General features: G+C 46.9%; 25 protein-coding genes and 1 riboswitch. Of the genes, 19 read left to right on the top strand and 6 right to left on the bottom strand.

Annotated features, from left to right (window positions below):
• Positions 1 to 353: 353 nt before the first annotated feature.
• On the bottom strand, positions 354 to 1,529 hold the full coding sequence (locus tag V6668_RS24900) for an MFS transporter (protein WP_338706994.1): 1,176 nt from the start codon (positions 1,527 to 1,529) through the stop codon (positions 354 to 356).
• Positions 1,530 to 1,719: 190 nt separating this feature from the next.
• On the opposite strand from V6668_RS24900, the gene V6668_RS24895 reads away from it, so the two are divergent.
• The 11 genes from V6668_RS24895 (at position 1,720) to V6668_RS24845 (ending at position 15,387) form a co-directional block, all read left to right on the top strand.
• On the top strand, positions 1,720 to 2,202 hold the full coding sequence (locus V6668_RS24895; protein ID WP_174806458.1) for an ATPase: 483 nt from the start codon (positions 1,720 to 1,722) through the stop codon (positions 2,200 to 2,202).
• Positions 2,203 to 2,220: 18 nt separating this feature from the next.
• Positions 2,221 to 3,366, top strand: coding sequence for a transglutaminase domain-containing protein (locus V6668_RS24890; RefSeq protein WP_036605735.1), 1,146 nt, complete (start codon positions 2,221 to 2,223; stop codon positions 3,364 to 3,366).
• A 105-nt stretch (positions 3,367 to 3,471) separates the two neighbouring features.
• Positions 3,472 to 5,508, top strand: coding sequence for a peptidoglycan D,D-transpeptidase FtsI family protein (locus V6668_RS24885; protein ID WP_076328974.1), 2,037 nt, complete (start codon positions 3,472 to 3,474; stop codon positions 5,506 to 5,508).
• A gap of 396 nt (positions 5,509 to 5,904) precedes the next feature.
• The gene (locus V6668_RS24880; protein WP_338706993.1) at positions 5,905 to 7,854 is read left to right on the top strand and encodes a penicillin-binding protein 2; all 1,950 of its coding nucleotides are present in this window, start codon (positions 5,905 to 5,907) and stop codon (positions 7,852 to 7,854) included.
• 238 nt (positions 7,855 to 8,092) lie between these two features.
• Positions 8,093 to 9,037 (top strand): metal ABC transporter solute-binding protein, Zn/Mn family, encoded by a 945-nt coding sequence (locus V6668_RS24875; protein ID WP_051446911.1) that lies wholly within the window; start codon positions 8,093 to 8,095, stop codon positions 9,035 to 9,037.
• 31 nt (positions 9,038 to 9,068) lie between these two features.
• A complete protein-coding gene (locus V6668_RS24870) occupies positions 9,069 to 9,890 on the top strand; it encodes a metal ABC transporter ATP-binding protein (RefSeq protein WP_244898219.1) in 822 nt (273 codons plus the stop codon).
• Positions 9,891 to 9,893: 3 nt separating this feature from the next.
• Positions 9,894 to 10,853 carry a metal ABC transporter permease gene (locus V6668_RS24865; protein WP_017692397.1) on the top strand — a complete coding sequence of 320 codons (960 nt, stop codon included), beginning with the start codon at positions 9,894 to 9,896 and terminating at the stop codon, positions 10,851 to 10,853.
• Positions 10,853 to 11,725, top strand: a complete 873-nt coding sequence (locus V6668_RS24860; RefSeq protein ID WP_047841304.1) for a metal ABC transporter permease — start codon at positions 10,853 to 10,855, stop codon at positions 11,723 to 11,725. The genes V6668_RS24865 and V6668_RS24860 overlap by 1 nt, the downstream gene beginning before the upstream one ends.
• Before the next feature lie 727 nt (positions 11,726 to 12,452).
• A complete protein-coding gene (locus tag V6668_RS24855; protein WP_036605740.1) occupies positions 12,453 to 13,202 on the top strand; it encodes a Cof-type HAD-IIB family hydrolase in 750 nt (249 codons plus the stop codon).
• 54 nt (positions 13,203 to 13,256) lie between these two features.
• Entirely contained in the window at positions 13,257 to 13,697 is a 441-nt protein-coding gene (locus V6668_RS24850) for a DUF456 domain-containing protein (RefSeq protein WP_047841365.1), read from the top strand.
• A gap of 61 nt (positions 13,698 to 13,758) precedes the next feature.
• Positions 13,759 to 15,387 (top strand): putative polysaccharide biosynthesis protein, encoded by a 1,629-nt coding sequence (locus tag V6668_RS24845; protein ID WP_076328978.1) that lies wholly within the window; start codon positions 13,759 to 13,761, stop codon positions 15,385 to 15,387.
• Positions 15,388 to 15,586: 199 nt separating this feature from the next.
• Here the strand turns inward: V6668_RS24845 and V6668_RS24840 are convergent, their stop codons facing one another.
• Positions 15,587 to 16,873 (bottom strand): DUF2515 family protein, encoded by a 1,287-nt coding sequence (locus V6668_RS24840; protein ID WP_338706992.1) that lies wholly within the window; start codon positions 16,871 to 16,873, stop codon positions 15,587 to 15,589.
• A 142-nt stretch (positions 16,874 to 17,015) separates the two neighbouring features.
• Here V6668_RS24840 and V6668_RS24835 point away from each other — a divergent pair, with 142 nt between their 5' ends.
• From V6668_RS24835 to V6668_RS24810, 6 genes are all read left to right on the top strand, one after another.
• Positions 17,016 to 17,360: a thioredoxin family protein gene (locus V6668_RS24835; RefSeq protein WP_017692403.1), complete on the top strand. Its 345-nt coding sequence runs from the start codon at positions 17,016 to 17,018 to the stop codon at positions 17,358 to 17,360.
• A gap of 522 nt (positions 17,361 to 17,882) precedes the next feature.
• Positions 17,883 to 18,821, top strand: coding sequence for a COX15/CtaA family protein (locus V6668_RS24830; protein ID WP_036605745.1), 939 nt, complete (start codon positions 17,883 to 17,885; stop codon positions 18,819 to 18,821).
• Positions 18,822 to 18,984: 163 nt separating this feature from the next.
• Positions 18,985 to 19,701, top strand: a complete 717-nt coding sequence (locus V6668_RS24825) for a Cthe_2314 family HEPN domain-containing protein (protein WP_017692405.1) — start codon at positions 18,985 to 18,987, stop codon at positions 19,699 to 19,701.
• Between the two features lie 129 nt (positions 19,702 to 19,830).
• Positions 19,831 to 19,972: riboswitch (SAM riboswitch) on the top strand.
• A gap of 126 nt (positions 19,973 to 20,098) precedes the next feature.
• Positions 20,099 to 21,133, top strand: coding sequence for a methionine ABC transporter ATP-binding protein (locus V6668_RS24820; RefSeq protein WP_036673323.1), 1,035 nt, complete (start codon positions 20,099 to 20,101; stop codon positions 21,131 to 21,133).
• On the top strand, positions 21,134 to 21,793 hold the full coding sequence (locus tag V6668_RS24815) for a methionine ABC transporter permease (RefSeq protein ID WP_253440684.1): 660 nt from the start codon (positions 21,134 to 21,136) through the stop codon (positions 21,791 to 21,793).
• A 75-nt stretch (positions 21,794 to 21,868) separates the two neighbouring features.
• Positions 21,869 to 22,708, top strand: a complete 840-nt coding sequence (locus tag V6668_RS24810) for a MetQ/NlpA family ABC transporter substrate-binding protein (protein WP_036605748.1) — start codon at positions 21,869 to 21,871, stop codon at positions 22,706 to 22,708.
• 119 nt (positions 22,709 to 22,827) lie between these two features.
• On the opposite strand, the gene V6668_RS24805 is transcribed toward V6668_RS24810, so the two are convergent.
• Entirely contained in the window at positions 22,828 to 23,052 is a 225-nt protein-coding gene (locus V6668_RS24805; protein ID WP_338706990.1) for a hypothetical protein, read from the bottom strand.
• On the bottom strand, positions 23,028 to 23,735 hold the full coding sequence (locus tag V6668_RS24800) for a DUF2167 domain-containing protein (RefSeq protein WP_338706989.1): 708 nt from the start codon (positions 23,733 to 23,735) through the stop codon (positions 23,028 to 23,030). The genes V6668_RS24805 and V6668_RS24800 overlap by 25 nt, the downstream gene beginning before the upstream one ends.
• 109 nt (positions 23,736 to 23,844) lie before the next feature.
• Between V6668_RS24800 and V6668_RS24795 the strand changes: the two genes are divergently transcribed.
• Positions 23,845 to 24,624: an SDR family oxidoreductase gene (locus tag V6668_RS24795; RefSeq protein ID WP_076328983.1), complete on the top strand. Its 780-nt coding sequence runs from the start codon at positions 23,845 to 23,847 to the stop codon at positions 24,622 to 24,624.
• A 138-nt stretch (positions 24,625 to 24,762) separates the two neighbouring features.
• Here V6668_RS24795 and V6668_RS24790 read toward each other — a convergent pair whose 3' ends face one another.
• Positions 24,763 to 25,008, bottom strand: coding sequence for a NifU family protein (locus V6668_RS24790; protein WP_017692412.1), 246 nt, complete (start codon positions 25,006 to 25,008; stop codon positions 24,763 to 24,765).
• Positions 25,009 to 25,086: 78 nt separating this feature from the next.
• Here V6668_RS24790 and V6668_RS24785 point away from each other — a divergent pair, with 78 nt between their 5' ends.
• Positions 25,087 to 25,341 (top strand): YuzB family protein, encoded by a 255-nt coding sequence (locus V6668_RS24785; protein ID WP_076328984.1) that lies wholly within the window; start codon positions 25,087 to 25,089, stop codon positions 25,339 to 25,341.
• Here the strand turns inward: V6668_RS24785 and V6668_RS24780 are convergent.
• Positions 25,338 to 26,399, bottom strand: a complete 1,062-nt coding sequence (locus V6668_RS24780) for an NAD(P)/FAD-dependent oxidoreductase (RefSeq protein WP_036673332.1) — start codon at positions 26,397 to 26,399, stop codon at positions 25,338 to 25,340. The two genes, V6668_RS24785 and V6668_RS24780, sit on opposite strands and share 4 nt — an antisense overlap.
• Positions 26,400 to 26,465 lie beyond the last annotated feature (66 nt).

Raw genomic sequence — 26,465 nt, 5'->3', positions numbered from 1 at the left:
TAGTGGCCGTTACGGTTACGGATCGTTCCTTCGATCGCTGTTGTCTCCAAATTTCTGATTGATTTTATTTTTTAAAGGTTGAAATATGGAGACAAAGGCGAACGCTATCGCTTCTTCAAAATCGATTCCGTCCCCTTCACTACTTCCAATGATCATCCATACCCAATGATGGTATTCAAGAAAAAGATGAAATCTTAAAGACGGTGCTGATGATCCCTAGGTCGTTCTGTTCGAGTGTAAAACGTTAGTCCATTTTATATAGTTTAGCTGTAAATGGGGGAATGATGCAAAGCTAATGAAAATACTGGCCTAATTGATGCCATTACGGTAAGGACACAGAGTCTGATCGGAATTTAATTCAATATACTTTTCGGATCGGACAGGGAAGCTTCGCGTCTGGATGTATAGTATGGAAGCAGTAGCATACCAATCATTAACAAAAGAAACGCGATGAAATAGGGTGATAACCCGACACGAAGTTGCCCGGCTGTGATGGGGCCGATGAAAGAGCCGATGGAGGTGGCTATGGATTGCAGCGAGAAAATGCGGCCCAACTTGCTTCCTCCGCTCAGACGGATAAATAGGGTTGCCATAGCTGGAAAGATGATGCCTTTGGACATCCCAAGTACAAATAATACAGTAGACAACGGAACTTGCGGAATGGCTGCCATCACAAAAAAACACAAGGACATTAACAGCACGCCCGCAACCAGACGCAGCTTGGGGGAATACCGGTTGAGGAATAACATGCTGAGTGTGAAGAGTGCCCCAATACTGATTATAGAGAACAGCAGTCCGGTAGACATGATGGACGATTGTCCTCCGCCCCGCAGGGGTAATTCGAAGAAGAGAATCCCTTGGGCACAGGCAATCACCAGAGGCAAGGCGAAGTATCGCCAGGACACCGGCAGGAATGCACTTGTGGCATCTGCTGGTGAAGCGTCAGGTTTAGCAGGTACCGTTACTCTCTCCTGCTGTTTGACGATACCACGGGGCATGGTCATGAAAGCAATGACACCTGTGAGAATAAGCAGATAGCCCAAACCTGAGAATGTAGCAGAGAATCCCATGGAACCCACAATGATCGCACCGGCTGCTGGTGATACGACAGATGCAAGGGTATGCACTACCCCGTGACCCGACATATACTTCCCCTGTTTCACCGGATCGCTGGATAACTGTGCAAGAAGAGCGAGACATGCAGGAGACAGGAAGGCCAGCACAAACCCGCTGATGGAACGCAGCGCCAGCAGTTGCCATGGTGTTTGGACATAGGCTTGTAAGAGCAGGATGAATCCTGCACCGAGCAGACTGAATACAATGTAGCGGCGACTGCCATGTTTATCGATTTGTGTTCCAGCAATCAGATTGCCAGGAAGATGTGTTAAGGAATAGATGCCCATCATCCAGCCAATGAAAGTAGGGGCGGCTCCCAGCGAGATGGCAAAAGGAGTTAGAATGGGATACTGGGCGTGCAAATCAAATACGGCAAGGAACAAAAACAGGTATAGCCAGATGGCCGTTTTCACATAAGCCCCTCCTTGTTAAGCGATGCATGTTCAAACTACAGGTCTTGAACGTGTTCCCCGTTCGCCCGGCAGAACCTCATGGTACTACTTGTACGCCCGGCGGGACGAACTTAGACCGTTTATTTTTAAGGGAGTGGGCTTAGCTGACAGCAGCTTCGGAAATCATGTATAATATTCGGGAGTGTTACGAATGAATTCTAATACGGAAGGTGTAGTCATGAACATAGAAGTAATCAAAGAGTTTGTGATGCAGAACTGGCTGGTGATCGTGGTTGCATTGATCATATTGTTCTTTGTTCTGAATGTGGTCAAAACCGTATTAAAATGGGCGATTGCCATCATCATTATTGCGGCTCTACTGATATACAGCGGCATCTCCATTGATCAGATCAAACAGACAGTGACAGACGTACAATCCAGCACGATGGACACATTGAAGAAGGAAGCAACCAGTATGATGCTGAAGGAGGCTTCCAAAGCGAAATACGTCAAAGGACAGGATGGAGCGTTCACCATCACAAGTCCCAATGTGGAGATTAAGGGCAGAACTCAATCGGATAAAGTTGATGTGACCTTCCGCGGAATTTCACTTGGCGAATGGAAACTCGACAATGAAACTATACGTACGTTTGTCGAACAGGCACAGGAGAACAAAACAGCACCAGCATCGTAGTAAAGGGGGAATCGGTACGTGCTGCAGAATTGGCTGGACAGCCTGAAGGAATTGAATGGCATCACGATTATGCTGTTGCTGATTGTGGCTGCTTCATTATTGCAGGGTTGGTCCAGAGGGGCTTCGCGTTCAGCAGGCAGACTCTTTGGGTTCCTGATGGATGGCATTATGGCGGTCATTGGTATTCTGTTGTCTATCGGTTTAACGTTGTGGCTTGCGCCATATGTACAGCAGTGGCTGTCTGAGTATGCTTCAGCCATGCCTAACCGTGAGTTGAACCGGTGGGAACAGATGTATTATACGTTGGTTACGGCGATTGCAGATTTTCCGCTGATGCGGTTCGCTGTATTATTTGTACTTAGCTATGGACTCATCCGACTGATTCTCGGGTTTCTCTCTTCATTTATTTTTAGCAGCAGGCAGAGGTCAGCCGAGGAAAGTGCGCCAAAAGGTATGTTTAGTCGGTTGACGGGTGCATTCATTGGCACGATCATAGGCTCCGTCCGCGGAATGATTGTCATCGCAGTTTTGTTCATGATTGTCAGTCTTTACCCTGGGAGCATGTTCAGCCGATATGTGGAAGCATCTCCGATCTATATGCAAGGGGCCAAATCGGTTATCGAACCGTTGTCCGGCACGTTTATCAAGGACAAGCTACCCGTATTTACGCAGGCTGTGCAGAAGGAACTGGGCGGCATCCTGCAACGCAAATATGAAGTCATCGACCACAATATTCCGACGGATATTGAATCTGCAGCGAGTGAGATTGTCAAAGGCCAATCGACAGATGAAGCCAAAGCAAGAGCGCTTTACGACTGGGTAGGTTCACGTATTCAGTATGACTATGGTAAAGTGGATGACTATGAGCAAAAGGGCATATGGCATGAACAAAATCCACAGAATACATTTGATACACGCAAAGGCGTATGTATTGATTATGCCCGTCTTTATGCCGTGATGGCCCGTTCACAAGGACTTGAAGTCAAAGTTGTTACAGGACTTGGTTATAACGGCCAGGGAGGGTACGGTCCGCATGCGTGGAATGAGGTGTATTTGAGTGGTTCCGAGAGCTGGGTTCCGCTTGACCCGACATGGGCGATCAGTGGAGACTGGTTTAATCCTCCGAATTTTGCCGACACCCATCTAAAGGATCAATCAGCTTAGCAATACAACGGACATGGGTCCGGAATATGACGACGTTGCCAGGTTATCATGCCGCGGAGAATCAGTTTGAGCGGTATGCATCAAGTCATGAAAGAGGTAGGATGGATGAAAAAACATTCCAATGAGAAGGATGAACTTACGGACAAACGGCGCTTCAGTTACCGAATGAACGTATTTTTCTTCGCTTCCTTTGTTATTTTTAGCGTTATTATTGTACGCTTGGCCTTTTTACAATTTGTCGAAGGGCCTGAGCTTAGTCAGGAAGAAGCAAGTAACATTACCAAGGATGTACCACTTCCTCCTGTGAGAGGCACGATCTATGATTCTACAGGTGAAGTGAAGCTGGCTTATTCCAAGCCCATTCAGTCGCTATACTTGACGCTGTATAAAAACTATGGGGATGTTGATGGGAAACCGAGTCCTAATATAGGGGAAGTGCAAGATATTGCAACCCGGTTGCATGATGTGTTTGAACAGTACAAGCTGAAGGATTCAGAGTCACTTACAGTGGAGAAAATTATAGAAGAGATGGACTTGAACTCCCGCAAAGCGAACGGTTTTATGCCGCGTCTGATCAAGAGTGATCTGTCCGAGGAAGAGGTAGCTTATTTCCTGCAACATAAGGACGAGTTCAAAGGTATTCAGATCGTCGAAGAGAGTGTGCGATTCTACGATCCGGATACGGTAGCGGTTCAGACCATCGGTTATCTGAAGAAGTTCAGAAGTTCGAAGTCCTTGAACAAATACAAAGAGGTGGACGAGGCCAATAAAACGCAAACGGATCCGGGCCTGGTGTATACGGAGAATGAATTTGTAGGCTTTGATGGACTGGAACTGCAATATCAGGATGCTCTCCGCGGCAAAAGCGGATATACATCCGTTGATGTTGATTTGCGTAACTTGCCTGAAGGTGTAGCAGGTTCTACCCCGCCGCAGAAAGGGTACGACCTGATTTCCAGCATTAACAAAAACGTTCAGGTGAAAACAGAACAGGCCATTCTGGATCAGTTGAGTTGGCTTCATCGGAATCAGGTTTCCGGTCGATTACATCCGAATGCCAAGACCGGATTTGCAGTTGCGATGGAAGTGGATACGGGGAAAATCGTATCTGCTGCCAGTATGCCAGATTATGATACCAACATCTGGAGAACAGGCAGTATCACAAATGATCAGTATGATGATATCAAATATGTGTATCAAAATGGTACGATTCGTTCATTCCCTCCGGATGACTCTAAAAAGCGAGCTGAATCGATCGTGCTACTCGGTTCCACCATCAAACCACTTAGTGTCTTAATCGGTTTGAAAGAAGGTTTCTTCACTACCAATACGGTTTATTCGGATAGAGGTTCAACGACCTTTGGTGGGGACAATCGCAGAGTGCAGAACTCATCAGGGCATGTGTATGGTGCAATGTATCCTCGTGATGCGATTCGTCATTCCTCGAACGTATTCATGATTGATGAGATTGGGAAGAAGATGTACTCAAAATACGGTGCGACCGGAATTGACAAATGGGATGAATACATGAAGCAGTTCGGCCTTGGGGTATCTACAGGGGTTGATCTGCCGAATGAATTCCTGGGCATACGGGATTACATGAACGACACGGAAAGCTCGCTGACTCGTCTCGTGTATGGTTCCTTTGGACAGCAGGGAAAATACACAACCATGCAGTTAGCACAGTACACGACAATGCTGGCGAACAAAGGAAAGCGGATGGAGCCACAACTGGTTAGAGAGTTCCGGGATTCTGAAGGCAACGTGGTCGAGAAAGTAAAACCGAAGGTACTCAGCACGGTGGAGTTTAACGATGCCTACTGGAATGAAGTACAACGAGGCATGGCAACCGAGGTATCTGCATTTAGCGGATTCCCTTATGACTTTGCTAGAAAAACAGGAACATCGACACAGGTAGTAGGCGGTAAACTGGTGGATAACGGTGTATTTATCGCCTATGCACCACGTAATAATCCAAAGCTTGCTGTCGCTGTGGTTATCCCCGAAGGGGGCTTTGGATCGAGCAGTGCGGCTCCGGTTGCACGTGCGATCTTCGATGCCTATGACGAGGAATTCGGTCTCGACGGTGTACCGAAAAAGGACAAAAATAAAGATTCAGATTCGGAATCAGGCACACAGTAATGTGAGGCATTGGTTACAGAGGGGACCCTTCGTGGGTCCTCTTTTTTGTTTTTACGTGGAGAATGGATCGTAAGAGTGAACTAATTAGTTGCATTAATATGTAACCATATGAGCTGTACCACGTTTATATAAGGGAAGGGTAAACGCTATCTGGAGAGCGGGACAACGTTGATATGTCAGTGTTTACATTGAAATTGGTAGATGGGGTAGTGTAAAAGTTCTGTTTACGAAAATGTAACTAAATATTGAAAGACGTGACAGCTAACCTTTGGTAGACTTGGTTGAGAAAGGATTAAATATCGGATTGAACGCGTTCACAAGACGGATTAAATATTTTATTTTTATAGAGGAACGGGAGAGGCTTAAAACATGTTTAACCGATTGAGGAAGAAACCCATGACTGAGGAAGATACACCCGTCAACAAGCCTTCCACCGCAAGGCTGAATCTGTTTTTTTTCGCGGCATTTGTCATATTCAGTATCCTTATTTTCAGATTAGCCTTTGTGCAATTTGTGGAGGGTCCTGAACTGACGTATATGGAAACGAGTCGTAATACCAAAGACATTCCACTCGCACCTGTTCGTGGTCCCATCTATGATGCGACAGGGGAAGTCGCCCTGGCTTATTCTGAACCTGTACAGTCCCTCTATGTGCTGTTATATGAGGATTATCGGAACGATGAACGCAGGCAGGAAGCGGAGGAACTGGCTCATGATCTGGCGGCTGTGTTTAAGCAGTTTAATCCAGGGGATAAAGAGCAGCCGAACGGGGAAGAGATCATCAAACGATTGGATCTGGATTACCAGAAAACGTTTGGGTATGTGCCGAGGCTTGTGAAGTCGGATCTATCGACCAAAGAAATTGCCTTTTTCATGGAGAAAAAAGCGGAATATCCGGGCGTTATGGTGCTGGAAGAAAACATAAGAAAATATGACCCGGATGGTGTAGCCGTTCAGGTTGTGGGTTACACAAGAGAGTTCAAGCGAGCACCAGATTCCATTGCCAAATATAAGGCCATCCGTGAGGGGGCAAGTACCCAGCGTGATCCTGGTCTTGTTTACCATGAAGAAGAGAAGGTTGGCTTCGATGGGCTGGAGCTTCAATACCAGGAAGAACTCCGTGGACGAAGTGGATATCAGTCCATTGATATTGACGCACGTAATCTCCCAGATGGGACGATGTTACAAACACCACCGGAGAAAGGCTACAGTCTGGTTTCCACCATTAACAAGGAAATTCAGATGGCTGCACAAGAGGCGATAACGGACGAATTGCGCAGACTTCCCAAGGCAATTACAGGATACGCAGTAGCCATGGAAGTGGATACGGGGAATGTGGTGGCTATGGCGAGTATGCCGGATTATGATCCGAACGATTGGGATTATGACAAAATCAAATATGTATTCCGGAACGGAACCACCGAGTCGTTCCCACCGAATGATGCCAAGCCTAGTCGGGCGGAATCCGTTATACTTCTTGGATCAGTAATCAAGCCGTTAAGTGTCCTAATTGGATTGAAAGAGGGATTATTTACAGCAGGACAGACCTATCATGATCAGGGATATGCGGTTTTGGGGAAAGATGGCCGACAAGTGAAGAACTCGCATTCTGCGTATAATGGTTCTATTACGGCGAGAAGAGCGATTGAGAAATCCTCCAATGCCTTCATGATTGATATGGTGGGGAAACGTTTGTTAAGTAAATATGGCTCAGAGAAAGGTATCGATGTCTGGCATAAACACATGCAGGAATTTGGCTTGGGTGTGTCCACTGGTGTAGATCTGCCTAATGAATTTCTAGGTAGGCTAGAATATACTAATGAAGACGAATCAGCTCTAACACGTTTGGCATTTGCCTCCTTTGGACAACAAGCCAAGTACACCACCATGCAACTCGCCCAATACACGACCATGCTTGCTAATAAGGGCAAACGGATGGAACCACATCTGGTGAAGGAAATCCGTGACGCGGACGGCAATGTGGTGAAAGAGATCAAACCTAAGGTGCTTAATGAAGTTGATTTTGCCGAGGCGCACTGGAATGAAGTGCACAAAGGAATGGTTACCAAAGTAAGTTCATTTGACGGTTTCCCATACGATTATGCACGGAAAACAGGAACATCAGAGCAGGGGACCGGACCGAACAAAAAAGAGAATGGTGTGTTTATTGCCTTTGCACCACGAGATAATCCGAAGCTTGCTGTAGCTGTTGTTGTACCAGAAGGTGGATTCGGGTCAGTCAGTGCTTCACCAATAGCACGAAAAATTTTCGATGCATATGATGAAGTGTATGGTCTCGATGGAACGCCGAAAGGTAAGAAAGACGAAGGGAAAGACAAAGAGTAATGCAAAAGAAACGCGGCAGATGTAGCCCTTTTACCATCATATCTAACAGGTTAATGAAGTGAACAATATATGAATTTGGACAGGCAGGGGAAATAATCCCTTGCCTTTTTTTTTGGCTTCGGATAAAATTTGCACAAGGGAAACATTATTAGTCTTGATTAAAACTTAATACCTTGTACAACAAAATTAGATGTAGACAAGTATTTTAGGAGAGGGAAAGGGGACGGTTGAATTGTTAATGGTGAAAATGAGGAGTATTCAGAGGGGGTTCATTACGCTAGCCGCTCTGGTTCTGATTGTTGTACTTACGGCATGCTCCAGTGATGCAGAGACAAGCAGTGATGGCAAGCTACAAGTAACCGCTACAACAGGAATGATCGCTGACGTAGCACGTGAGGTAGGCGGGGCATATGTTGATGTTACCGGGCTAATGGGCCCGGGCGTTGATCCCCACTTGTACAAGGCATCCCAAGGTGATATTCGCAAGCTGGAACAAGCAAAAGTCATTTTCTATAATGGACTGCATCTTGAAGGAAAAATGACAGACATTTTGGAGAAAATGTCCTCAAGCAAGCTGGTTACTGCTGTTACAGAGACTATTCCAGTCGAGGAGTTACACTCAGGCAAAGATACAGGCGGCACCGAATATGATCCACACGTCTGGTTTAACGTCAGCCACTGGATGCATGCGGCAGAAGCCGTACGCGATACGCTCGTGGAGGCGGACCCGGACCATGCAGAAGAGTACAAGGCTCAGGCAGAGGCGTATCTGGCGAAGCTCGAAGCACTGGATGCAGAGGTGCGTGAGAAGATTCTGGAGATTCCGGAAGCAAGCCGGGTATTGGTTACGGCGCATGATGCATTTGGATATTTCGGTCAGGCTTATGGCATGAAAGTGATGGGGCTTCAGGGCATCAGTACTGCAGCCGAATACGGAGCAAAAGATGTTAGCGAACTGCGGGATTATCTCGTAGATAACCATATCAAAGCAGTATTTGTTGAATCGAGTGTACCCGCAAAAGCGATGGAAGCCATCATTGCCGGAGCAGCTCAAAAAGGACATACAGTCAGCATTGGTGGAGAACTGTTCTCGGATGCCATGGGGGCTGAGGGAACGGAAGAAGGCACATACATCGGTATGATTCGCCATAATGTTGAGACGATTGTAGAAGCCCTGAAATAATGAATCACATGAAGAGAGGAGTTACAGGATTATGGAAGATACAACTTTATTGGAACAAACTCCTACGAAACTGAACAACAGTCACTTGCAGGGAACGCAGCCAACATCGGCTCCTCTTAGTGTGAGGGATCTGGCTGTTGCGTATCACAAAAAGCCGGTGCTTAGCAGCGTATCCTTCGACATCCCTGAAGGACAACTCATCGGAATACTCGGACCGAATGGTGCAGGGAAATCGACCCTGATCAAAGCCGTTCTGGGACTAGTACCGAAGATGCATGGAGAGGTACGGATCTTCGGACAATCGTACAGGGAACAACGTCGCCGCATCGGTTATGTGCCCCAACGGGAATCGGTGGACTGGGATTTTCCAACGCATGCACTCGATGTAGTGATGATGGGACGGTATGGTCATCTAGGCTGGTTCCGTCGTCCGGGGAAAAAGGAGCGAGACCTGGCGGCACACTGCCTGGAGCAAGTCGGCATGGGTGATTACATGTACCGCCAGATCAGTCAGCTGTCCGGTGGACAGCAGCAACGTGTCTTTCTGGCGCGGGCACTCGTGCAAGACGCAGATCTGTATTTCATGGATGAGCCGTTTGCAGGTGTGGATGCCACCACAGAGAAAGCGATCATTTCGCTTTTGGAACAGTTGAAGAAACAAGGCAAGACGGTACTGGTCGTTCACCATGATCTGGCGACAGTCGAGGAATACTTCGACCATGTGCTGCTACTCAATGGACGACTGGTGGCAGGTGGACCGACAAGTGAAGTATTTGTACCGGATACACTGCAAGAGACGTACGGAGGCCGGATTGCGATGATCGGAAGCCGGACGGAGAAAGGCCAGGTGTAGTGCATGTGGAACTGGATCGTTGCCATCTTATCTGACCCCAATACACGTTGGATATTGCTTGGCTGTCTGTTGTTAGGATTCAGTAGCGGGATTATTGGCTCCTTCACCTTTCTTCGTAAACAGAGCCTGATGGGGGACACCCTTGCTCATGCTGCTCTGCCTGGGATCTGTATTGCATTTATGTTGACGGAAACGAAGTCCGTAGGCTTGTTTCTGTTCGGTGCTCTGGTGGCTGGCATTGTCGCTACCTTCGGAATCTCGTGGATTACACGCTACTCCCGGATCAAGCAGGATGCGGCGATGGGAATTGTGCTGACCGTCTTTTTCGGGGTTGGTGTAGTGATGCTGACGCGCATCCAGCATGGGGCGAGCGGAAGTCAAAGCGGACTCGATAAATATTTGTTTGGGCAGGCGGCATCCATGGTCATGACGGATGTGTATGTCATGGGTGGCGTATGTTTAGTATTACTGATTGCCTGTCTTGCCTGGTTCAAGGAATTCAAACTGGTGAGTTTTGACCCGGGATTTGCACGTGGTATGGGTCTGCCAGTTGCCATGTTAGAGCAGCTCATTCTGCTCTTGACAGTGATCGCGGTGGTTGCAGGAATTCAGGCCGTTGGTGTGGTGCTTGTTGCAGCCTTGCTGGTAACTCCAGCAGCAGCGGCACGGTGCTGGACCGACTCACTTGCACTGATGGTGGTATTGGCAGGCATATTTGGTGCATTGAGTGGTGCAACAGGCACGATCTTCAGTACGCTTGTACCTAATCTGCCGACAGGACCTGTAACCGTTCTTGCGGCTACGGTGTTGTTTGCCGGGTCAGCCTTGCTGGCTCCGCGTCGTGGATTATTAGCTCGACGTTTGCGTAGTATTCAGGCAAAATCGGCGTATATGCGTGAAGAGCGGGCTACACTCCAGACTCTCGCCACACAGCGAAATCAGCAGGAACGGGGGGAGATGTAATGGCAACGTTTTGGATTATCTTAACGGCCGTATTGGTTTCTTCCGCCTGCGCCATCCTCGGTTGTTTTCTGATTCTGCGGCGAATGGCTCTGGTCGGTGATGCGATCAGCCATGCAGTTCTCCCCGGTATTGCGATTGCTTTCCTGTGGAGTGGTTCCAGAGATTCATTGTGGATGCTACTTGGTGCAACGGTGTTTGGACTACTGACGGTGTTCTTCATACAGAGTTTGCAGGCGGGTGGACTGTCGTCTGATGCCTCGATCGGAATTGTGTTCACAGCACTCTTCGCAGTAGGTGTCATTCTGATTAGTCTGAACGCCCAGCATATTGATCTGGATCTGGATTGTGTTTTGTTCGGTGAGATCGCTTATGTTCAGTGGGATACGCTAACCCTTGGAGGTACGGATGTCGGGCCGAGGGCGGTCTGGATGCTGGGTATCACTTTGCTAGTCATCCTCGTCGTTATTGGGCTGTTCTACAAACAGTTCAAGTTATGTGCCTTCGATCCGGCGCTGGCTGCGGCCTGCGGCATTCCAGTAGTGCTGTTCCACTATCTGCTCATGGGACTCGTTTCGATGACGTCCGTAGCTTCATTTGAAAGTGTTGGTTCGATTCTCGTTGTGGGCATGCTGATTGTACCTGCAGCAACGGCTTACCTGCTCACAGATCGTCTGGGCAAAATGATTCTGTATGCCGTTCTGATCGGAGCAGCATCTTCGGTTGGAGGTTACATCATGGCTTACGCTCTGGATGCTTCCATCGCGGGCTGCATGGTAGCTGTTGCTGGAATTTTGTTTGTTCTTGCACTGCTGCTGTCACCGAAACATGGCATCGTATTCCGTTACGCTCGTCGCAAATTCGCGGCAAGGTAATGGAAGTTTAAGTAGATAACAGGTGAATAAACAAAATTTTAAGAAGCCGTCTGCATCGCAGGCGGTTTTTGCGTGTCTGGTCGTATTACTTTTACAAGGGCAACCGGATATAAGATATACAATATAAATTGATAATGTAGCGTCATCTTGCCGATTACGGGTTATTTTGTTGCATACAGATGATCTGTGGTAAAATGTCGTTAGCTGTGACGTCCGGAGCGTCCGTTGTTACGGGTGCCGGGCGATCTTGTTGTGAAAGAATGTTTAAAATAGATAAAGAGAACCTTTAAGTTGAACTGGAGAACCATTGTGGAACGGAGAGGGCAGAAAGGATCTAGAGAAGGGAAATTTGTTTATGAATTTTCTTTCTTGAAGATAGGTGTTATGAGGTCTAAATACACAGGTGATGTAGTGAAGGGGGCGGAATCGATCTGAAGAAGCGATAGCGTTCGCCTAAAAGCTTTCTGCAAGAAAGCTGCTTCGAAAGCATACGCTGTCTCCGAATTTCTAACCTTTAAGAAGAGAGAATCTAGAAAATTTGGAGACAACAGCGATCGGAAGACGATCCGTACACGTAACGGTTACCTCGTATAATCTCAACACACTAAAGAAAAAGGTAATTCTAAAACAAAGATACTATGACTCGAAAGGTTTTCTGCCCGCGTAGTGCCTGAATGGATATCCATGAGTTCAACTTGGAGAGAGACAACCTAGGAGGAAATACTGTATGAGTGAACTGAAATACAAATTGCTTGCATTGGATATGGATGGAACATTACTTAACGATAATCATGAAATTACACAGGAGACCGCCAAGTGGATTCAAATTGCCATTCGTCGGGGTGTACATGTGTGCCTTTCTACGGGAAGAGCGGTATTCCACGCCATGCCTTATGCGGTCCAGCTTGGGCTGGAGACACCGATGGTTACTGTTAATGGTAGTGAGGTCTGGAAAGCCCCGCATGACCTGCATATGCGTCATCTGATGGACCCGGCATTGATTCGCAGAATGCAGGAAATCGGTGAAAAATATAATAGCTGGTACTGGGCATACTCCGTGGAAGAACTGTTCAATCGGGACCGCTGGACGGACAACATTGAAGGTCTGGAATGGTTGAAATTCGGCTTCAATACGGAAGTGGATGAAGTGCGTCACCAGATCATGATGGAACTGCAACAAATGGGCGGTCTGCAAATGACCAACTCCTCACCCGTTAATATTGAGATCAACCCTGCCGGCGTATCCAAAGCCAGTGGTGTAGCTGAAGTCTGCAAGCTGCTGGGCATCGAGATGTCCGAAGTTGTTGCTGTCGGAGACAGTTTGAATGATCTGGCTGTCATTGAGGCCGTGGGTCTTGGTGTAGCGATGGGTAATGCGCAGGAGCAGGTGAAGGAAGCGGCTGATCTGATCGTAGCGAGTAACAATGAAGACGGCATCGTCGAAGTGATCCGTGAACATATTTTGAAGGGGGAGTAACCTTTGCTCGCAACCGTTGCCTGGATTTTAATTGTGCTGCTGTTTGCAGTGGGGATGGCTGGAACGGTATATCCCATACTGCCTGGTGCTGTAGCGATTTTCTTCGCGTTTCTGGTCTACGGCTGGTTCTTCAGCTTTGATCCGTTTGGTGTGTGGTTCTGGATCATTCAGATTCTGATTGTTGTTGTGTTGTTTGTGGCTGATTATGTCGTCAGTGCATGGGGCGTGAAGAAGTTCGGTGGCTCCAAGTTATCAACAACGCTGAGTACCATTGGTGTTATCATTGGCCCATTTGTCATTCCGGCATTCGGATTGGTGCTGGGACCATTTATCGGTGCTTTTATCGGGGAACTGATCGGAGGGTCTTCACCTTCCAAAGCGTCGAAAGTTGGATTTGGTTCCGTCGTGGGGCTATTTACGAGTACTGTGATGAAAATTATTTTGCAAATCGTCATGATTGTTCTCTTTATTATCTGGGTGGTAAGATTCGCCTAAACGTTCAGGATTAGCTTCAACGGGATGCACGTCCGGTGTGGAGGAAAGAAGGGGAATTCGTTTGTCTAAGAAAGAAACATTCATTAGGGGTACGCTCATTCTGGCGGCCGCTGCACTGATCGCAAGAGTACTCGGATTGGTTCAACGGGTGCCGCTGGAGCATATCCTCGGCGATATCGGTAACGCATCGTTTACCATCTCCAATACGGTATATTTAATGCTGTTAACTGTAGCAACGGCGGGCATACCGAGTACACTTAGTAAAATGGTATCGGAACGTTATGCGCTCGGACGAGCGAGTGAAGCCCAACAGATCTACCGTGCAGCCCTGATCTTTGCCGCTGTGGCCGGGGTAGTCATGTCTGCTTTGTTGTGGTTCGCGGCACCTTATTATGCTACGTATGTGTCCAAAGTACCGGAGTCGGTCAGCGCCATTCGCGCCTTGGCTCCAGCGTTACTACTTTTCCCGGCTATTGCGATGATGCGTGGATATTTCCAAGGACGCGGCAACATGACAGCGGGTGGTATTTCACAGATTGTTGAACAGTTCGCCCGTGTAGGTACAGCCATTATCGTGGCTTATGTCATGCTGCAATGGAATTATGATGACCAGACGATTGCTGCAGGTGCTTCATTTGGTGGGGTATTAGGAAGTGTGGGTGCCTTCGGTGTCATGCTGTACTTCACCTTGAAGCTGCGTCGTAGCGACCGTGCGGCCCAATTGAATTACGAGCGTGCAGAGCAGTTGCCGATGCGAGGTATCTACAGTGATATCTTTAAGCTGTCTATTCCAATTGTGCTGTCTTCACTTGCGGTTCCAGCCATTAACTTCATCGATTCATCCCTTGTGGTACCACTGCTAAGTGGCCAGATCGGACTCGAAGAAGCGACAGGTGTACTTGCGATCCTGGGTGCGAAAGCCCAAAGTATTGCGGGTATTCCTCCGATTCTGGCTATCGCTTTGAGTCAATCGTTGGTGCCTGTCATATCGGCAGCATTTGCCCGCAAGGATGAAGCGCATCTAAAGAGTCAGGTTACACTTGCGTTGCGCATTTCGATTCTGACAGGTATGCCGATTGTCATTGCACTTTGTGCGGCAGCGTATTCGGTCAACGGATTGCTGTTTACCAATCTGGATGGAACGCCGATCATTGCCTTGTTAACATTCGGTACCATTTTCCAGATTACGATGATGACCACCAACTCTATTTTACTAGGGGTAGGGAAACCGCGGATTACGATGATCAGTGTCGCAGCAGGTGTTGTGATCAAACTGATCGCAAGTCTGATTCTGGCGCCGATCTTCGGCATTTACGGCATCATTATTGCAACGGCCCTCTGCTTCTTGGTCATCACGTACCTGAATCTGCGGGTCCTTCGCAAAATCGTTGATTTCTCCATCATGGGAGATCGTTGGAAAGGATTTATCATTACAGTGTTGCTTGCAGCAGGTGTAGGATTTGCAACGAACTGGATTGGCAATACGATCTTTGGACTGTTCCTGCCAGCGCGTGTATCCTTCTTGCTTACCTGCCTTGTGGTTGGTTTGCTTGTTGTGGTGGTGTATCTGGTTCTCATGGTTGTGCTGCGTGTACTGCGCAAGGACGAGCTGGGCAGTTACCCCCGTATTCTGCAAAAAATTCTTCGTCCACTTATGCGTCTTCAACGTGGAGCTGGGCAAAGAGGTTAAACATGCAAGGAGCATCATTCATGCTCCAATATTTTGTGAAAATAGGATACAAGCTCTGTCTGCTGTTAAGCGGACAGGGCTTTTTGTATAGTTAGGGAATGCTAAGCGACTGAACTCGACATTAGCCCCGCAAGTGAGGATTAGCGGTACATCGGGTATCACATCATCCGTCTTTGCCGACTCTATGTGTCCTTTAGCATTAGTGTGTGATGGCTTTAGCATCATGAGCCAGTGCTGTTTTCAGCATGCCATACCGGTGTTCGTGACTCATCTCAAACAGCCATGGTCGACGCGGTGCCGTCAGATAACCGAGACAATCCCGAGTCTGAAGCCAGTCCTGTCTGGTGATCGGTTCATAAGGCGTGTCCACCCATACGGAGAGCAGTTCCGGACTATATAATCGTTGCCCTTCTGGAAGCCATTCTTCATCCATTAGCTCCTGAGCATAAAGTGTATGTTCCCCTGCCTCGTCTTCACGATTGGTAAACAGCCCAGGCCAATATTCAGCGCGCGAGCCACGATGGGGAACCAAGCGTGCGAACTCCAACACTTGTGTGTGTACTTGCTCCACGCCAAACAACAGGGCATATAGCCCTTTGCCAAACATGATTCGCTCATCCAGTTTGCCAAAATGTTCAATGACGCGTCCTGCGAGTCCTGCTCCCTGTCCAAGAGGAAAGACGATATGATTCAGACCGGCCAGATTATGCAGATGGAATGCGGGTTTGGAAAGTACTTCTTTTTGAAAATAAGGATGCTGCACCACCCGGCTCTCGATATAGTTCTGCTCATTAATAATTAATGCCACACTTAGCAGTGAACTGCATCGTTCCAGCCAAAAGCGTTCCCAAAACGGCGTCATAAACGCCGATACGTGAAAGTGCGACAAGAGATGGAAACAGCTACGTCCGATCCGGCGACTGTTCATATACAGTAGAAGCTGTGGATATGCATCCTGGAAAATGAGTGCATTGCACCGCTCCAGCAGCCGATACATATGCTCGCGATCGCTTTGATTCTGTAGATTATGCATTAAGTCACTCTGAAGATCTGTCATGTGATATCCGCCGTTGCGAGAGACCATATGGGCCAGTAGTGCCCAATGCAGTTCGGGATATTGCTCATAACATTCCAGATAGGCTGCCGTGCGAGTGATATTACTCCGATTGTGCTCCTGAGTCAGTGTCTTAATCTCTTCCAGAATGATGCAATCTTCTTCGCAGACGAGTGCGCTTTGAACCTGGTCCGTGCGTGCAAAAGATTTGTTGCTGGCAGGTAACAAACGCTCCACCTCAGACTGTAAGGCAGCTGCCGTATCTGTATCCCACTCGATGTCACGCAAAGGGTGACGAAGCTGTGCAGAAGCTTGCCATGCAGCCTGTTTGCCACGCCAGATTTCCCGGGCAGCACCCGGAATGGAAAGGACCATCTGCAGGAGGGACCCGTGATGTTGTTCGCTGGAAGAATCGGTTCTGGTGGAAGTCATGATGTGACATCCTTTCATGATGTTCTGGGTTTAATTTCACAGACCATGTGGTTTATTCTAAGTATGCGCTGATTATTTGACTTCCACTCGCCAATTTGCTTCACTTAGGGTAAGACAAGGTACAGAAAGGGAGATGAACCGAATGGAACAGATTACTTCCAAACCGGCTTTTGATGTAGCCATCCAATCCCCACGTTTGACGATTGCCGTATTCAAGGCAGACTGGTGTGGTGACTGCAAATACATCGATCCGTTTATGCCTGAGGTTGAAGAGAAATATGCACGTGAACTGACCTTGATTGAGGTCGACGTGGATCAGGTTGGGACGGTTAGTGAAGAACAGAATATTCTTGGCATTCCGAGCTTTGTGGCGTATACAGATGGCCGCGAACTCGTACGGTATGTGAACAAGCTACGCAAGTCGAGAGAAGAGATTGAGCAGTTCTTAGATCGAGCAGTTGAGGTGTACAACACGATTCATAAATAATGTTATACAAGCTCAACTTTTACACAGGCACTCCGATGACAGAATAACCTTCCGATCGCTGTTATCCCCAGATTTCTTTGATCCCTTTTATAAAGGGGAGAAATCCGGGGATAAAGGCGAAGCATATGCTTCCGATGCAGCTTTCTTTCAGAAAGCTTTTAGCTCCGCTTCTTCAGGCTATTTCTGTCCTCTCCGTTATTGTGTAAATGTTTCATTGAACTTATATAAAAGTATGACAGGTTCATGTTGTAAAAGGGTATAATAAAAAGAACGCCATTTCTCTTGAAATAGGGAAATGGCGTTTGTGTGTTCGACACGTTCTATGTAAGAAACGTTTCTGTACATATCCTCAATGACCTGTGGGTCATTATTTCACCAGACGTTAACATTTTGTCACAAAGCGCGACGTCAATGAACATTTTATCCGGTATAATGAATTTAGTTGTGAAATAAGTGTCAAAGTACCGAAACAAGCGGAGAATAATTCTTCGCCATCTTAAACCAACAGCGGGTGAGAAAAAATTGAAACACTTAACTTTGTTTAAATGGTTAACCGTATTAACCTGTCTTGTCATGTTTCTGGCCACTTTTGGTGGAGGCATCGTAACCAAAACGGAATCGGGCCTTGGCTGCGGAACAGAATGGCCTTTATGTAACGGAAAACTCGTTCCCGCACATACTGTGGCTTCACTCATTGAATATTCCCATCGCGCTGTAAGTGCACTGGCTGGACTGTTGTCCATTGCCTCGTTTGTTGCTTTTCTGCGGTTTGGCAAGTCACGCCGTGACCTGCAATTGTTTTCTTTCTTAACTCTGGTATTTGTTATCGTCCAGGGAATCATGGGGGCTTTTGCCGTTGTCTTCTCCCAATCTTCAGCAGTCATGGCACTGCATTTTGGTTTTGCACTGATTGCTTTTGCCAGTTCTCTAATGATGGCGCTGGGCATAAGGCAGGAGGCCAAAGATGGCGGATTGGAGCGCCTGAATAAATACCCTCGGGTTAGCAAAAAATTCAGGAATCTGGTCTGGTTCTCCACCATTTACACATATCTCGTGGTATACACAGGTGCATTTGTGAGTCACACGGATTCTGCCGGCGGATGTTCTGGATTTCCGCTCTGTAACGGGCAGATTATTCCTGAGCTTTCGGGTGGGGTAGCGGTTGCTTTTGCTCACCGTGCAGCAGCTGCGTCGCTCGTGATTGTTATCGCAATCCTGGGTCATTTCGCTTACCGTAATCATCCGGACAACAAGGAAATGCGTACTCTGGGTGTGGTATCCGTTGTTCTTATTCTGATGCAAGTAGTCATTGGTATTTTCATGATGGTGACAATGAACCGTCCGGAAGTATACATGTTCGTAGCTCTTGCTCATATGCTGGATATCGCCATATTGTTCGGAGTCTTAACGTATATGAGTTTCCTGGTGTACAAGCTACATCGCCCGGCTAATCGTTTTTAAATATGAAAGTCCACCATCCAGTGATGTACATCATTGGACAGGTGGACTTTGTTTGATGTCAGAGGGATCAGGGCAACCTATGGCAAGCAGCAATTACACGGAATGAATGATGTTTCGTTCACGGTGATGAATTCTTGTTGATTTGGAAAAGAGGAGGTTAGATATGCTGCGAACGTTGTTGGGGGAAAAGCCACGTATAAACGAAGGTAAATTGAAGGCAGCGATGGACGCAATGGCGCATACGCTTGAGCTATTTCAACGACAAATGCATGTGGACCATGATCCCACGCATGACTATCGGAAACTGTATGTGTGGACTCAGGGACTCATCTCCTCACTGGATGAACTGGAGCAAAGCTGTTTCGCTGCTGCTCATTTTCGCAAAAAGGTCGTTGCAGGTTCAACGGATGATATGACGCCGACTGAAAAAGCCGAGTATGCCCGGTATGTGTATTTCTACAAAGATGGCTTTATCCGCTGCTTTGCCATTCTGGATAAAGTGGGCACGGTATTAAATGAAATATTCCAGTTGAATACTTCAAATACCAAAGCGCATTTTTCTTATTTTACGGTGTTAAGGCAGTTCGACTATGCAAGGGAGCATCATGATCTTGCGTTGCAATTAATACAGATCAAGGACTCTTATCGTGAACCGATGAGCAAGCTGCGCAAACGACGTAATATGGAAATTCACTACATGAACTCAGAAATGCACGATGACCTGTGGCAGTTACACCAGACCTTGCAAGGTAAAGTGAAATTGGAGGATCTGAATCAGCATGTGCAGGAAATGCGTCAGGGCGTCGATATGGTCTGTGAAACGTTAACAGCCTCTTATAGTTATATCAACAAAATATGGAAAAGAAATAATTCCCTTTGACAAATCGGAATACTTGGAATATACTGAGTTTCAATCGAATGTTACACGGATATAACTGATATTTTGGAAGTTACGTTCACATTATAAAGCATAAACTACATGAACTTATAAAATCCTACAACAACATATTTCTTATCGAGAGCGGCGGAGGGACAGGCCCGATGAAGCCCGGCAACCGATTTGTAACGACATGATACATGTATCATTCGTTATAGATGTTAGGTGCTAATTCCTACAAAATGGTGCAAGACACGATTTTGGCAGATGAGAAGGTATATTCTTTCACGTGAAGAGCCCTCTTTGTATCTGCAAAGGGCTCTTTTTTTGTACTTTAAGGGGAGTTTTCCTTTAGATCGGGTAAAGATACATGTAGGTGGTTGGAAAGGGGCAAGTGCGATTGATTGAATTAAAAGGTTTAACGAAAACGTACGGCAAAGGGGCAAAATCTACAACAGCGTTATCCGAGCTGAATTTGAGCATCCAAAAGGGTGAAATCTACGGTGTGATTGGCCATTCCGGAGCTGGAAAAAGCACATTGATTCGCTGCATTAATTTGCTGGAACGGCCTACGGAGGGTGAGGTATGGGTCGACGGAATCAACCTTACTGAACTAAGCAAAACCGAATTGCAGCAACAGAGACGCAAGATCGGGATGATTTTTCAACACTTTAATCTGTTATCTTCGGCAACGGTATATGACAATGTAGCTTTTCCACTAAAGCTTGTGAATACACCCAAGGAAGCCATTGATCGCAAAGTGAAGGAAATGCTTGCACTGGTTGGTCTGGAGCACCACAGCAGCAAATATCCGGCTCAATTATCGGGTGGCCAGAAACAACGTGTAGGGATTGCGAGAGCACTTGCAAGTGACCCAAATGTTCTTCTCTGTGATGAGGCTACTTCGGCACTTGATCCGCAGACGACAAATTCAATCCTGAAGTTATTGCTCGACATTAATGAAAAGTACAACCTTACGATTGTGCTGATCACACATGAGATGCATGTCATTCAGAACATCTGTGACAAGGTGGCTGTCATTCATCAGGGCGGCATTGTGGAACAAGGACCTGTAACAGACGTGTTCCTGAAGCCGCAGCATGCGATTACGCGGGACTTCATGATGCGTGACCATGAAGCTGGACTTGCTCTGGAAGAGACCGCTCTGGCAAATGCAGGCGTTGAATTGCAGGCAGGTGCTGCTTCCAAACTTGTGAAGATATCCTTTCTGGGTAACAAAACGTATGAAGCGATTTTGTCTAGAACGGTACGTAAGACAGGCGTGGATTTTGCCATCCTGCAAGGTACAATCTCTACGATCAAACAGGTTCCTTATGGGCAGCTGACCGTTCGGTTCGAGGGTGATTCAAATGCGATTGATCGGACGATATCAGAATTAACCGCTGAGGGACTTGATGTGGAGGTGCTTCGTTAGATGGATTTTTCAACCGTACGTTGGGAAGAGATTGGTAAAGCTTCAATAGAGACACTACAAATCCTGGGCGCTTCTGGCTTGTTCACCATTATCATTGGTTTGCCGCTTGGCGTATTGCTATTCATGACGGCGAGATCCGCCTCAATACAGTCACGTGTGGTGTATACGATAATATCGTTTATTGTGAATATTCTGCGGTCAGTTCCTTTTATCATACTGATTATAGCCATTATTCCGTTCACACGTGCACTCGTTGGTACGGCCACAGGGGTACTGGGTGTGATACCGCCTCTCGTTATTGGAGCAGCTCCATACTTCGCTCGTTTAGTGGAAACTACTTTGCGAGAAGTTGATCGTGGTGTAATTGAAGCGGCACAGGCGATGGGTGCATCAACCGGACAGATTGTAAGACGGGTATTACTGCCTGAGGCACTGCCTGGTCTCCTTGCTGGTATAACAATCACCATCGTTACGCTTGTCTCTTATACGGCGATGGCCGGCATGGTTGGTGGGGGAGGACTGGGAACGCTGGCAATCAATTATGGATACTTCCGTTATCAGTATGAAGTTATGATAATTTCCGTTGTATTTATGGTCATTCTAGTGCAAATTCTCCAGATGGCTGGAGATCGCTTGGTTACATTTTTCACCAGGAAATAACACATAGATAACATGATGGATATGCAATAATGCGGATGCCACATGACAAAAATGATTAGAGAAGGGGTTTTACACATGAAAAAATGGTCTTTTGCTCTACTTAGTCTTATGTTGATTGCGGTTCTCGCAGCTTGCGGAAACAACAAGGACGCCGATAGCGGCGCAGACAATTCAGCAGGTGCACCTCGTACAGTTGAATTGAAAGTTGGAGCTTCACCTACACCACACGCAGAGATTCTGGAAAGCATCAAGCCTGAACTGGAAGCACAAGGTATCCGTCTGCAAGTCGTTACATTCAACGACTATGTTCAACCCAATCAGCAACTTGCTGACAAAAAATTGGATGCAAACTTCTTCCAACACCAACCATATCTGGACACAGAGAATAAAGAACGTGGATTCAACCTCGTTTCTGTAACACCTGTTCATGTTGAACCTTTTGGCGGATACTCCAAGAAGATTAAGTCTTTGGATGAATTGGCTGACGGCGCAAAAGTAGCAATTCCAAATGACCCATCCAATGGTGGACGTGCACTGTTGTTGCTCGCGAAGGAAGGTATTATTACGCTGAAAGACAACACAAATATTACATCTACGATTCAAGATATCACAGCCAATCCGAAGAACCTGGATATCATTGAGCTGGATGCAGCCATGATGCCTCGTCAATTGGATGAAGCGGATCTGGTATTTATCAACGCTAACTATGCGCTCGAAGCGAACCTGAATCCGGCGAATGATGCTTTGCTGATCGAAGATCTGCAAGGTAACCCATACGCAAACATCCTCGTTTCCCGTGAGGACAACAAGGATGCAGATGCAATCCAAAAACTGGCTGCTGCTTTGCACTCCGAAGAAGTGAAAACATTCATCAAAGAACGTTATAAAGGTGCAGTTGAACCTGCAACTGAATAATTCACGATATGTATGTTATGATGTGAAGCTATTAAGAATAAGCCGTATATCTCTTCTGAAGAGATATACGGCTTATTTTATGTTTCCTAAGTCTGTGCTGACGTGGGGATCAACATAAGTCAGAGTTTTTCCGGTTTATCCGCGTTGGATGGATGCCCAGATTGGCGGTAGTAGGATAATTCATTCTGATCAGCATACTGCTGCTCATCTGCTTCTTGCAGGTACGTTCTCTCGGAGGGAGAGAGTGTTTCTTCTTCTCCGTGTGAGCTTTTGATCTTGTATCTGATCCAACCGATTAACCCAAGGACGACAACGAGGATCAAAGCCCATCCTTTTTTGAGCAAAAGAAGAGCACTGAATTTCTGGGAAGCTGTGTACCCGATCCGCCCATCAGAAGACTGTTGAGCCCTATAGTGGATGTTTTGTCAGTCGAAGCATTGTACTCCTCATAGGTGTATCCTGCATTGATGCTAAGCTTATGAAGTACGGTTTCCTCGAATGCCTGACGGCTCTGTTGAAAGTTGGCCGTATCTGTAACCAGAATGGCTGTGATGTATCCTTCGCGTGTCAGGAGTTTTACATTGTAATTGACCATGGCTTGCTGATCAGCATTCTTAAAACCAAGGGAGTAAACCAACTGATGTTTGGTAATGTCATATGCCGGTTCGATTTCCCACCCCGTTATGTACGTTCTATATTCAGGATCAAGTTCTCTGTTATCTTCTTCTGTGCCTCGGATATAACTGCTTAACAGCTCTTCGGCATTCAAATTTTGATCGTCATCATGAATATGACCTGTCTTCACGTACTCGAAAACTACATACCACGAGCCGAATTCGCTATTGCTGGTTAGGCTTCCGATTTCGTTCCCATTAGGCTTTCCATCACTGTTAAGTATCGAGCGTTGGGTATTGGGCTTATCCAGATAGGAATGGCTTTCAGGGACTTCCAGGGTGGCCTTACCATCCAGAGAGACAGATGCTGGTCCAATAATCCAATCGTACTCATCAGGTGCTTGCTCAGTCAAAATATATTTGGAATTAAAGGTGGATAATCCCTTGTGGATAAGCGAGTTGTAGGAGGACGATAAATCTTTTATACTGGATAGTGACTGCTCTTTGAAGAGGGGGATGAACGTGAAGGGAAAGATTGCCCTCATAACGGGAAGTGCCAAAGGTCTTGGTAAAATGACGGCCCTCAGTCTGGCAGATCAAGGGTGCCATATTGCCCTCAACTATGTACACAGCAGAACAGAAGCTGAGGCTTTAAAGGCTCAGATTATAGCCAAGGGTGTGCGGTGCATTGCCATCCAGGCTGATATATCCAAGGTGGAAGATATCTCTTCATTGGTCGAGCAGGTGGAAGGCAACCTGGGCAGTATTGATATTTTGGTGAATAACGCAGGTCCATTTGTCCGTGAACGACGATTATTTGCGGATTATTCTGAAGCTGAGGTCCAGATGCTTGTGCAGGGAAATCTGTTGGGACCGATGTTACTGGATCAGCGTGTATTGCCAGAGATGAGACGCAAGCAATGGGGACGCATTATCCATTTTGGCTTCAGTCATGCTGGAGAAGCGAGATCTTGGCCTCATCGCGCCGTATATGCGGCTGCCAAGGTGGGTCTGGTTTCGTTCACAAAGACACTCGCGGTTGAAGAAGCCCCGTATGGAATTACGGTTAACATGGTATGTCCAGGTGACATTCGTGGTGCGAACAAAGAGAAAACGATTGATGAAATGGCAGGCATCATCGACGAGGAAACACCAAGAGGGCGTCCAGGCAGCGGTGAAGATATTGCACGAGTGATTACGTATCTGTGCCTTGATCATTCCGATTTTATAACAGGCAACATTATGGATGTATCTGGAGGACTTGATCCGATTCGTCCGACCATACAGCGTGAGGATACTTAAAAGGTGAATTGAAGGATTGTACGTGGAATCTGGTAAAAGGGACAGATGAAATGGACTCTCTGCATATGCACACAAAAAAAGAGCCCTCCGCTTCATGCGAAGCGAAAGGCTCTTGAGGTTTATTTCGTGAAGGATTGATTAGAATACTTGTACGACTTCTTGTACACCCTCAACTTCTTCGAGAAGGGCACGTTCAATCCCGGCTTTTAAGGTAATGGTGGAGCTTGGGCAACTGCCGCAGGCACCGACCAGTTTCAGCTTAATAATGCCGTCTTCCACGTCGACCAGTTCCACGTCACCGCCATCGCGTTGCAGAAACGGACGAAGTTTGTCAAGCACATCAATTACTTCATCATACATGGTGCTTTGTGCGTTTTCGCTCATTTTTTTCAACTCCTTTCCCCTATATTATATTACAAATGGCCACAAATTAAAATGGTCAAACAAAGCAGGTGAACCTATATGAGACCGATTATTGAATTTTGTGCCAATAATATGCATTTTGGCACAGATGAAGTCATGGATCAACTGGAAGAAAATCCAGACTATGACGTGATTGAATACGGCTGCCTCACCAACTGCGGCCAATGTTCTATGACTCCTTTTGCACTGGTGAATGGTGAAGTTGTCATCACGGACAAAGTGGAAGATCTATATAACGCCATTCTGGCCAAAATTGGCGAAGCCGATGCCTGGGACGAGCTCGATCTCGACTAACCGAGATGGCGCTTGGACATCCAGAGCACACCACTTTTCAAAATACGAGGTACACGTCCCATCATGGACGTTTTGCCCATCAGCCCAAACCCAGACTTCTTGCCGAGTGCACCCAGTGTGCCACGAAGCTTGAGTGGATGTGGATTGGGCTTTTCGCCTTTCCAGAGGGCATGCTGAATATGGGCGATCTGCTCACCCTGTACTTCCGCAGCTTGACCGCTAGGTGCATAAGGTACACTGGCACAGTCACCAACGACATACACATCGGTATATTCCGGGATTTGGTAGTATTCATTCAAGACGACACGTCCTTGAGGGTCTTTGGTTACGTCCAGATCCTGTACCACTTTTACTGGCTGAATGCCTGCAGTCCATACGACAGCATCTGTTAGAATCTGTTCATCCCGGTTATAGATAGCATTAGGTTCAACACGTGAAATGGCGATATGCCCGCGTGTCTCTACCTGATGTTCGTTAAACCATTCATGCACATACACGGATAGACGTTGCGGGAAAGCGGATAATACACGTTCACCACGATCCAGAATGCTGATGTTTAGATCGGGTCTGCTCTCACGAAGTTCGGCTGCCATCTCGACACCACTTAATCCGCCGCCTACGATATGCACATTGCCATAGGCTTTGACTTCATTGAGGCGCAGGTAGGTCTCGCGTGTTTTGCTAAAGCTCTGAATGGTACAGCTATAATCTTCGGCGCCTGGCGTGTTGTGGAAACGGTCTGTACAACCAAGTCCAATGACAAGTTTGTCGTACACGAGCGGGTCTTGGCCTTCAAATTCAATCTGACGCTGTTCCAGGTCAATCGAAGTAACTTCTCCATAACGGTAAGTGACTTTATCGCTCACTGGAAATTGGATACGCAGGTCATAATCAGATACGGTTCCTGCTGCGAGTGCGTAATATTCTGTCTTTAATCCCTGAAAGGGGCTGCGGTCCACCAAAATAATTTGTGTATCGGATGGAATTTTACCCTCCAGAAGTTCCTTGATGATGGTGAGGCCGCCATAACCGCCTCCAAGAATGACGAAATTTTTCATGACTCGGCTTCCTTTCTGCATCAGTCCCACTGAAATGGGGCTGTAAACTGTGGAGCAGCTATGCAA

This window comes from Paenibacillus amylolyticus (assembly GCF_036894225.1).
In the GTDB taxonomy this organism is placed as follows: Bacteria; Bacillota; Bacilli; order Paenibacillales; family Paenibacillaceae; genus Paenibacillus; species Paenibacillus amylolyticus.
Note: the sequence above shows the minus strand (reverse complement) of the source record. Positions and strands in the feature narration are given on the sequence as shown.

Bases quoted from the DNA above. Each gene is read 5' to 3' on its own strand.
- V6668_RS24895 (WP_174806458.1), top strand. From the start codon at position 1,720: ATGAATTCTAATACGGAAGGTGTAGTCATGAACATAGAAGTAATCAAA.
- V6668_RS24885 (WP_076328974.1), top strand. From the start codon at position 3,472: ATGAAAAAACATTCCAATGAGAAGGATGAACTTACGGACAAACGGCGC.
- V6668_RS24880 (WP_338706993.1), top strand. From the start codon at position 5,905: ATGACTGAGGAAGATACACCCGTCAACAAGCCTTCCACCGCAAGGCTG.
- V6668_RS24875 (WP_051446911.1), top strand. From the start codon at position 8,093: ATGGTGAAAATGAGGAGTATTCAGAGGGGGTTCATTACGCTAGCCGCT.
- V6668_RS24870 (WP_244898219.1), top strand. From the start codon at position 9,069: ATGGAAGATACAACTTTATTGGAACAAACTCCTACGAAACTGAACAAC.
- V6668_RS24865 (WP_017692397.1), top strand. From the start codon at position 9,894: ATGTGGAACTGGATCGTTGCCATCTTATCTGACCCCAATACACGTTGG.
- V6668_RS24860 (WP_047841304.1), top strand. From the start codon at position 10,853: ATGGCAACGTTTTGGATTATCTTAACGGCCGTATTGGTTTCTTCCGCC.
- V6668_RS24855 (WP_036605740.1), top strand. From the start codon at position 12,453: ATGAGTGAACTGAAATACAAATTGCTTGCATTGGATATGGATGGAACA.
- V6668_RS24850 (WP_047841365.1), top strand. From the start codon at position 13,257: ATGGCTGGAACGGTATATCCCATACTGCCTGGTGCTGTAGCGATTTTC.
- V6668_RS24840 (WP_338706992.1), bottom strand. From the start codon at position 16,873: ATGACTTCCACCAGAACCGATTCTTCCAGCGAACAACATCACGGGTCC.
- V6668_RS24835 (WP_017692403.1), top strand. From the start codon at position 17,016: ATGGAACAGATTACTTCCAAACCGGCTTTTGATGTAGCCATCCAATCC.
- V6668_RS24825 (WP_017692405.1), top strand. From the start codon at position 18,985: ATGCTGCGAACGTTGTTGGGGGAAAAGCCACGTATAAACGAAGGTAAA.
- V6668_RS24815 (WP_253440684.1), top strand. From the start codon at position 21,134: ATGGATTTTTCAACCGTACGTTGGGAAGAGATTGGTAAAGCTTCAATA.
- V6668_RS24810 (WP_036605748.1), top strand. From the start codon at position 21,869: ATGAAAAAATGGTCTTTTGCTCTACTTAGTCTTATGTTGATTGCGGTT.
- V6668_RS24790 (WP_017692412.1), bottom strand. From the start codon at position 25,008: ATGAGCGAAAACGCACAAAGCACCATGTATGATGAAGTAATTGATGTG.
- V6668_RS24785 (WP_076328984.1), top strand. From the start codon at position 25,087: ATGAGACCGATTATTGAATTTTGTGCCAATAATATGCATTTTGGCACA.
- V6668_RS24780 (WP_036673332.1), bottom strand. From the start codon at position 26,399: ATGAAAAATTTCGTCATTCTTGGAGGCGGTTATGGCGGCCTCACCATC.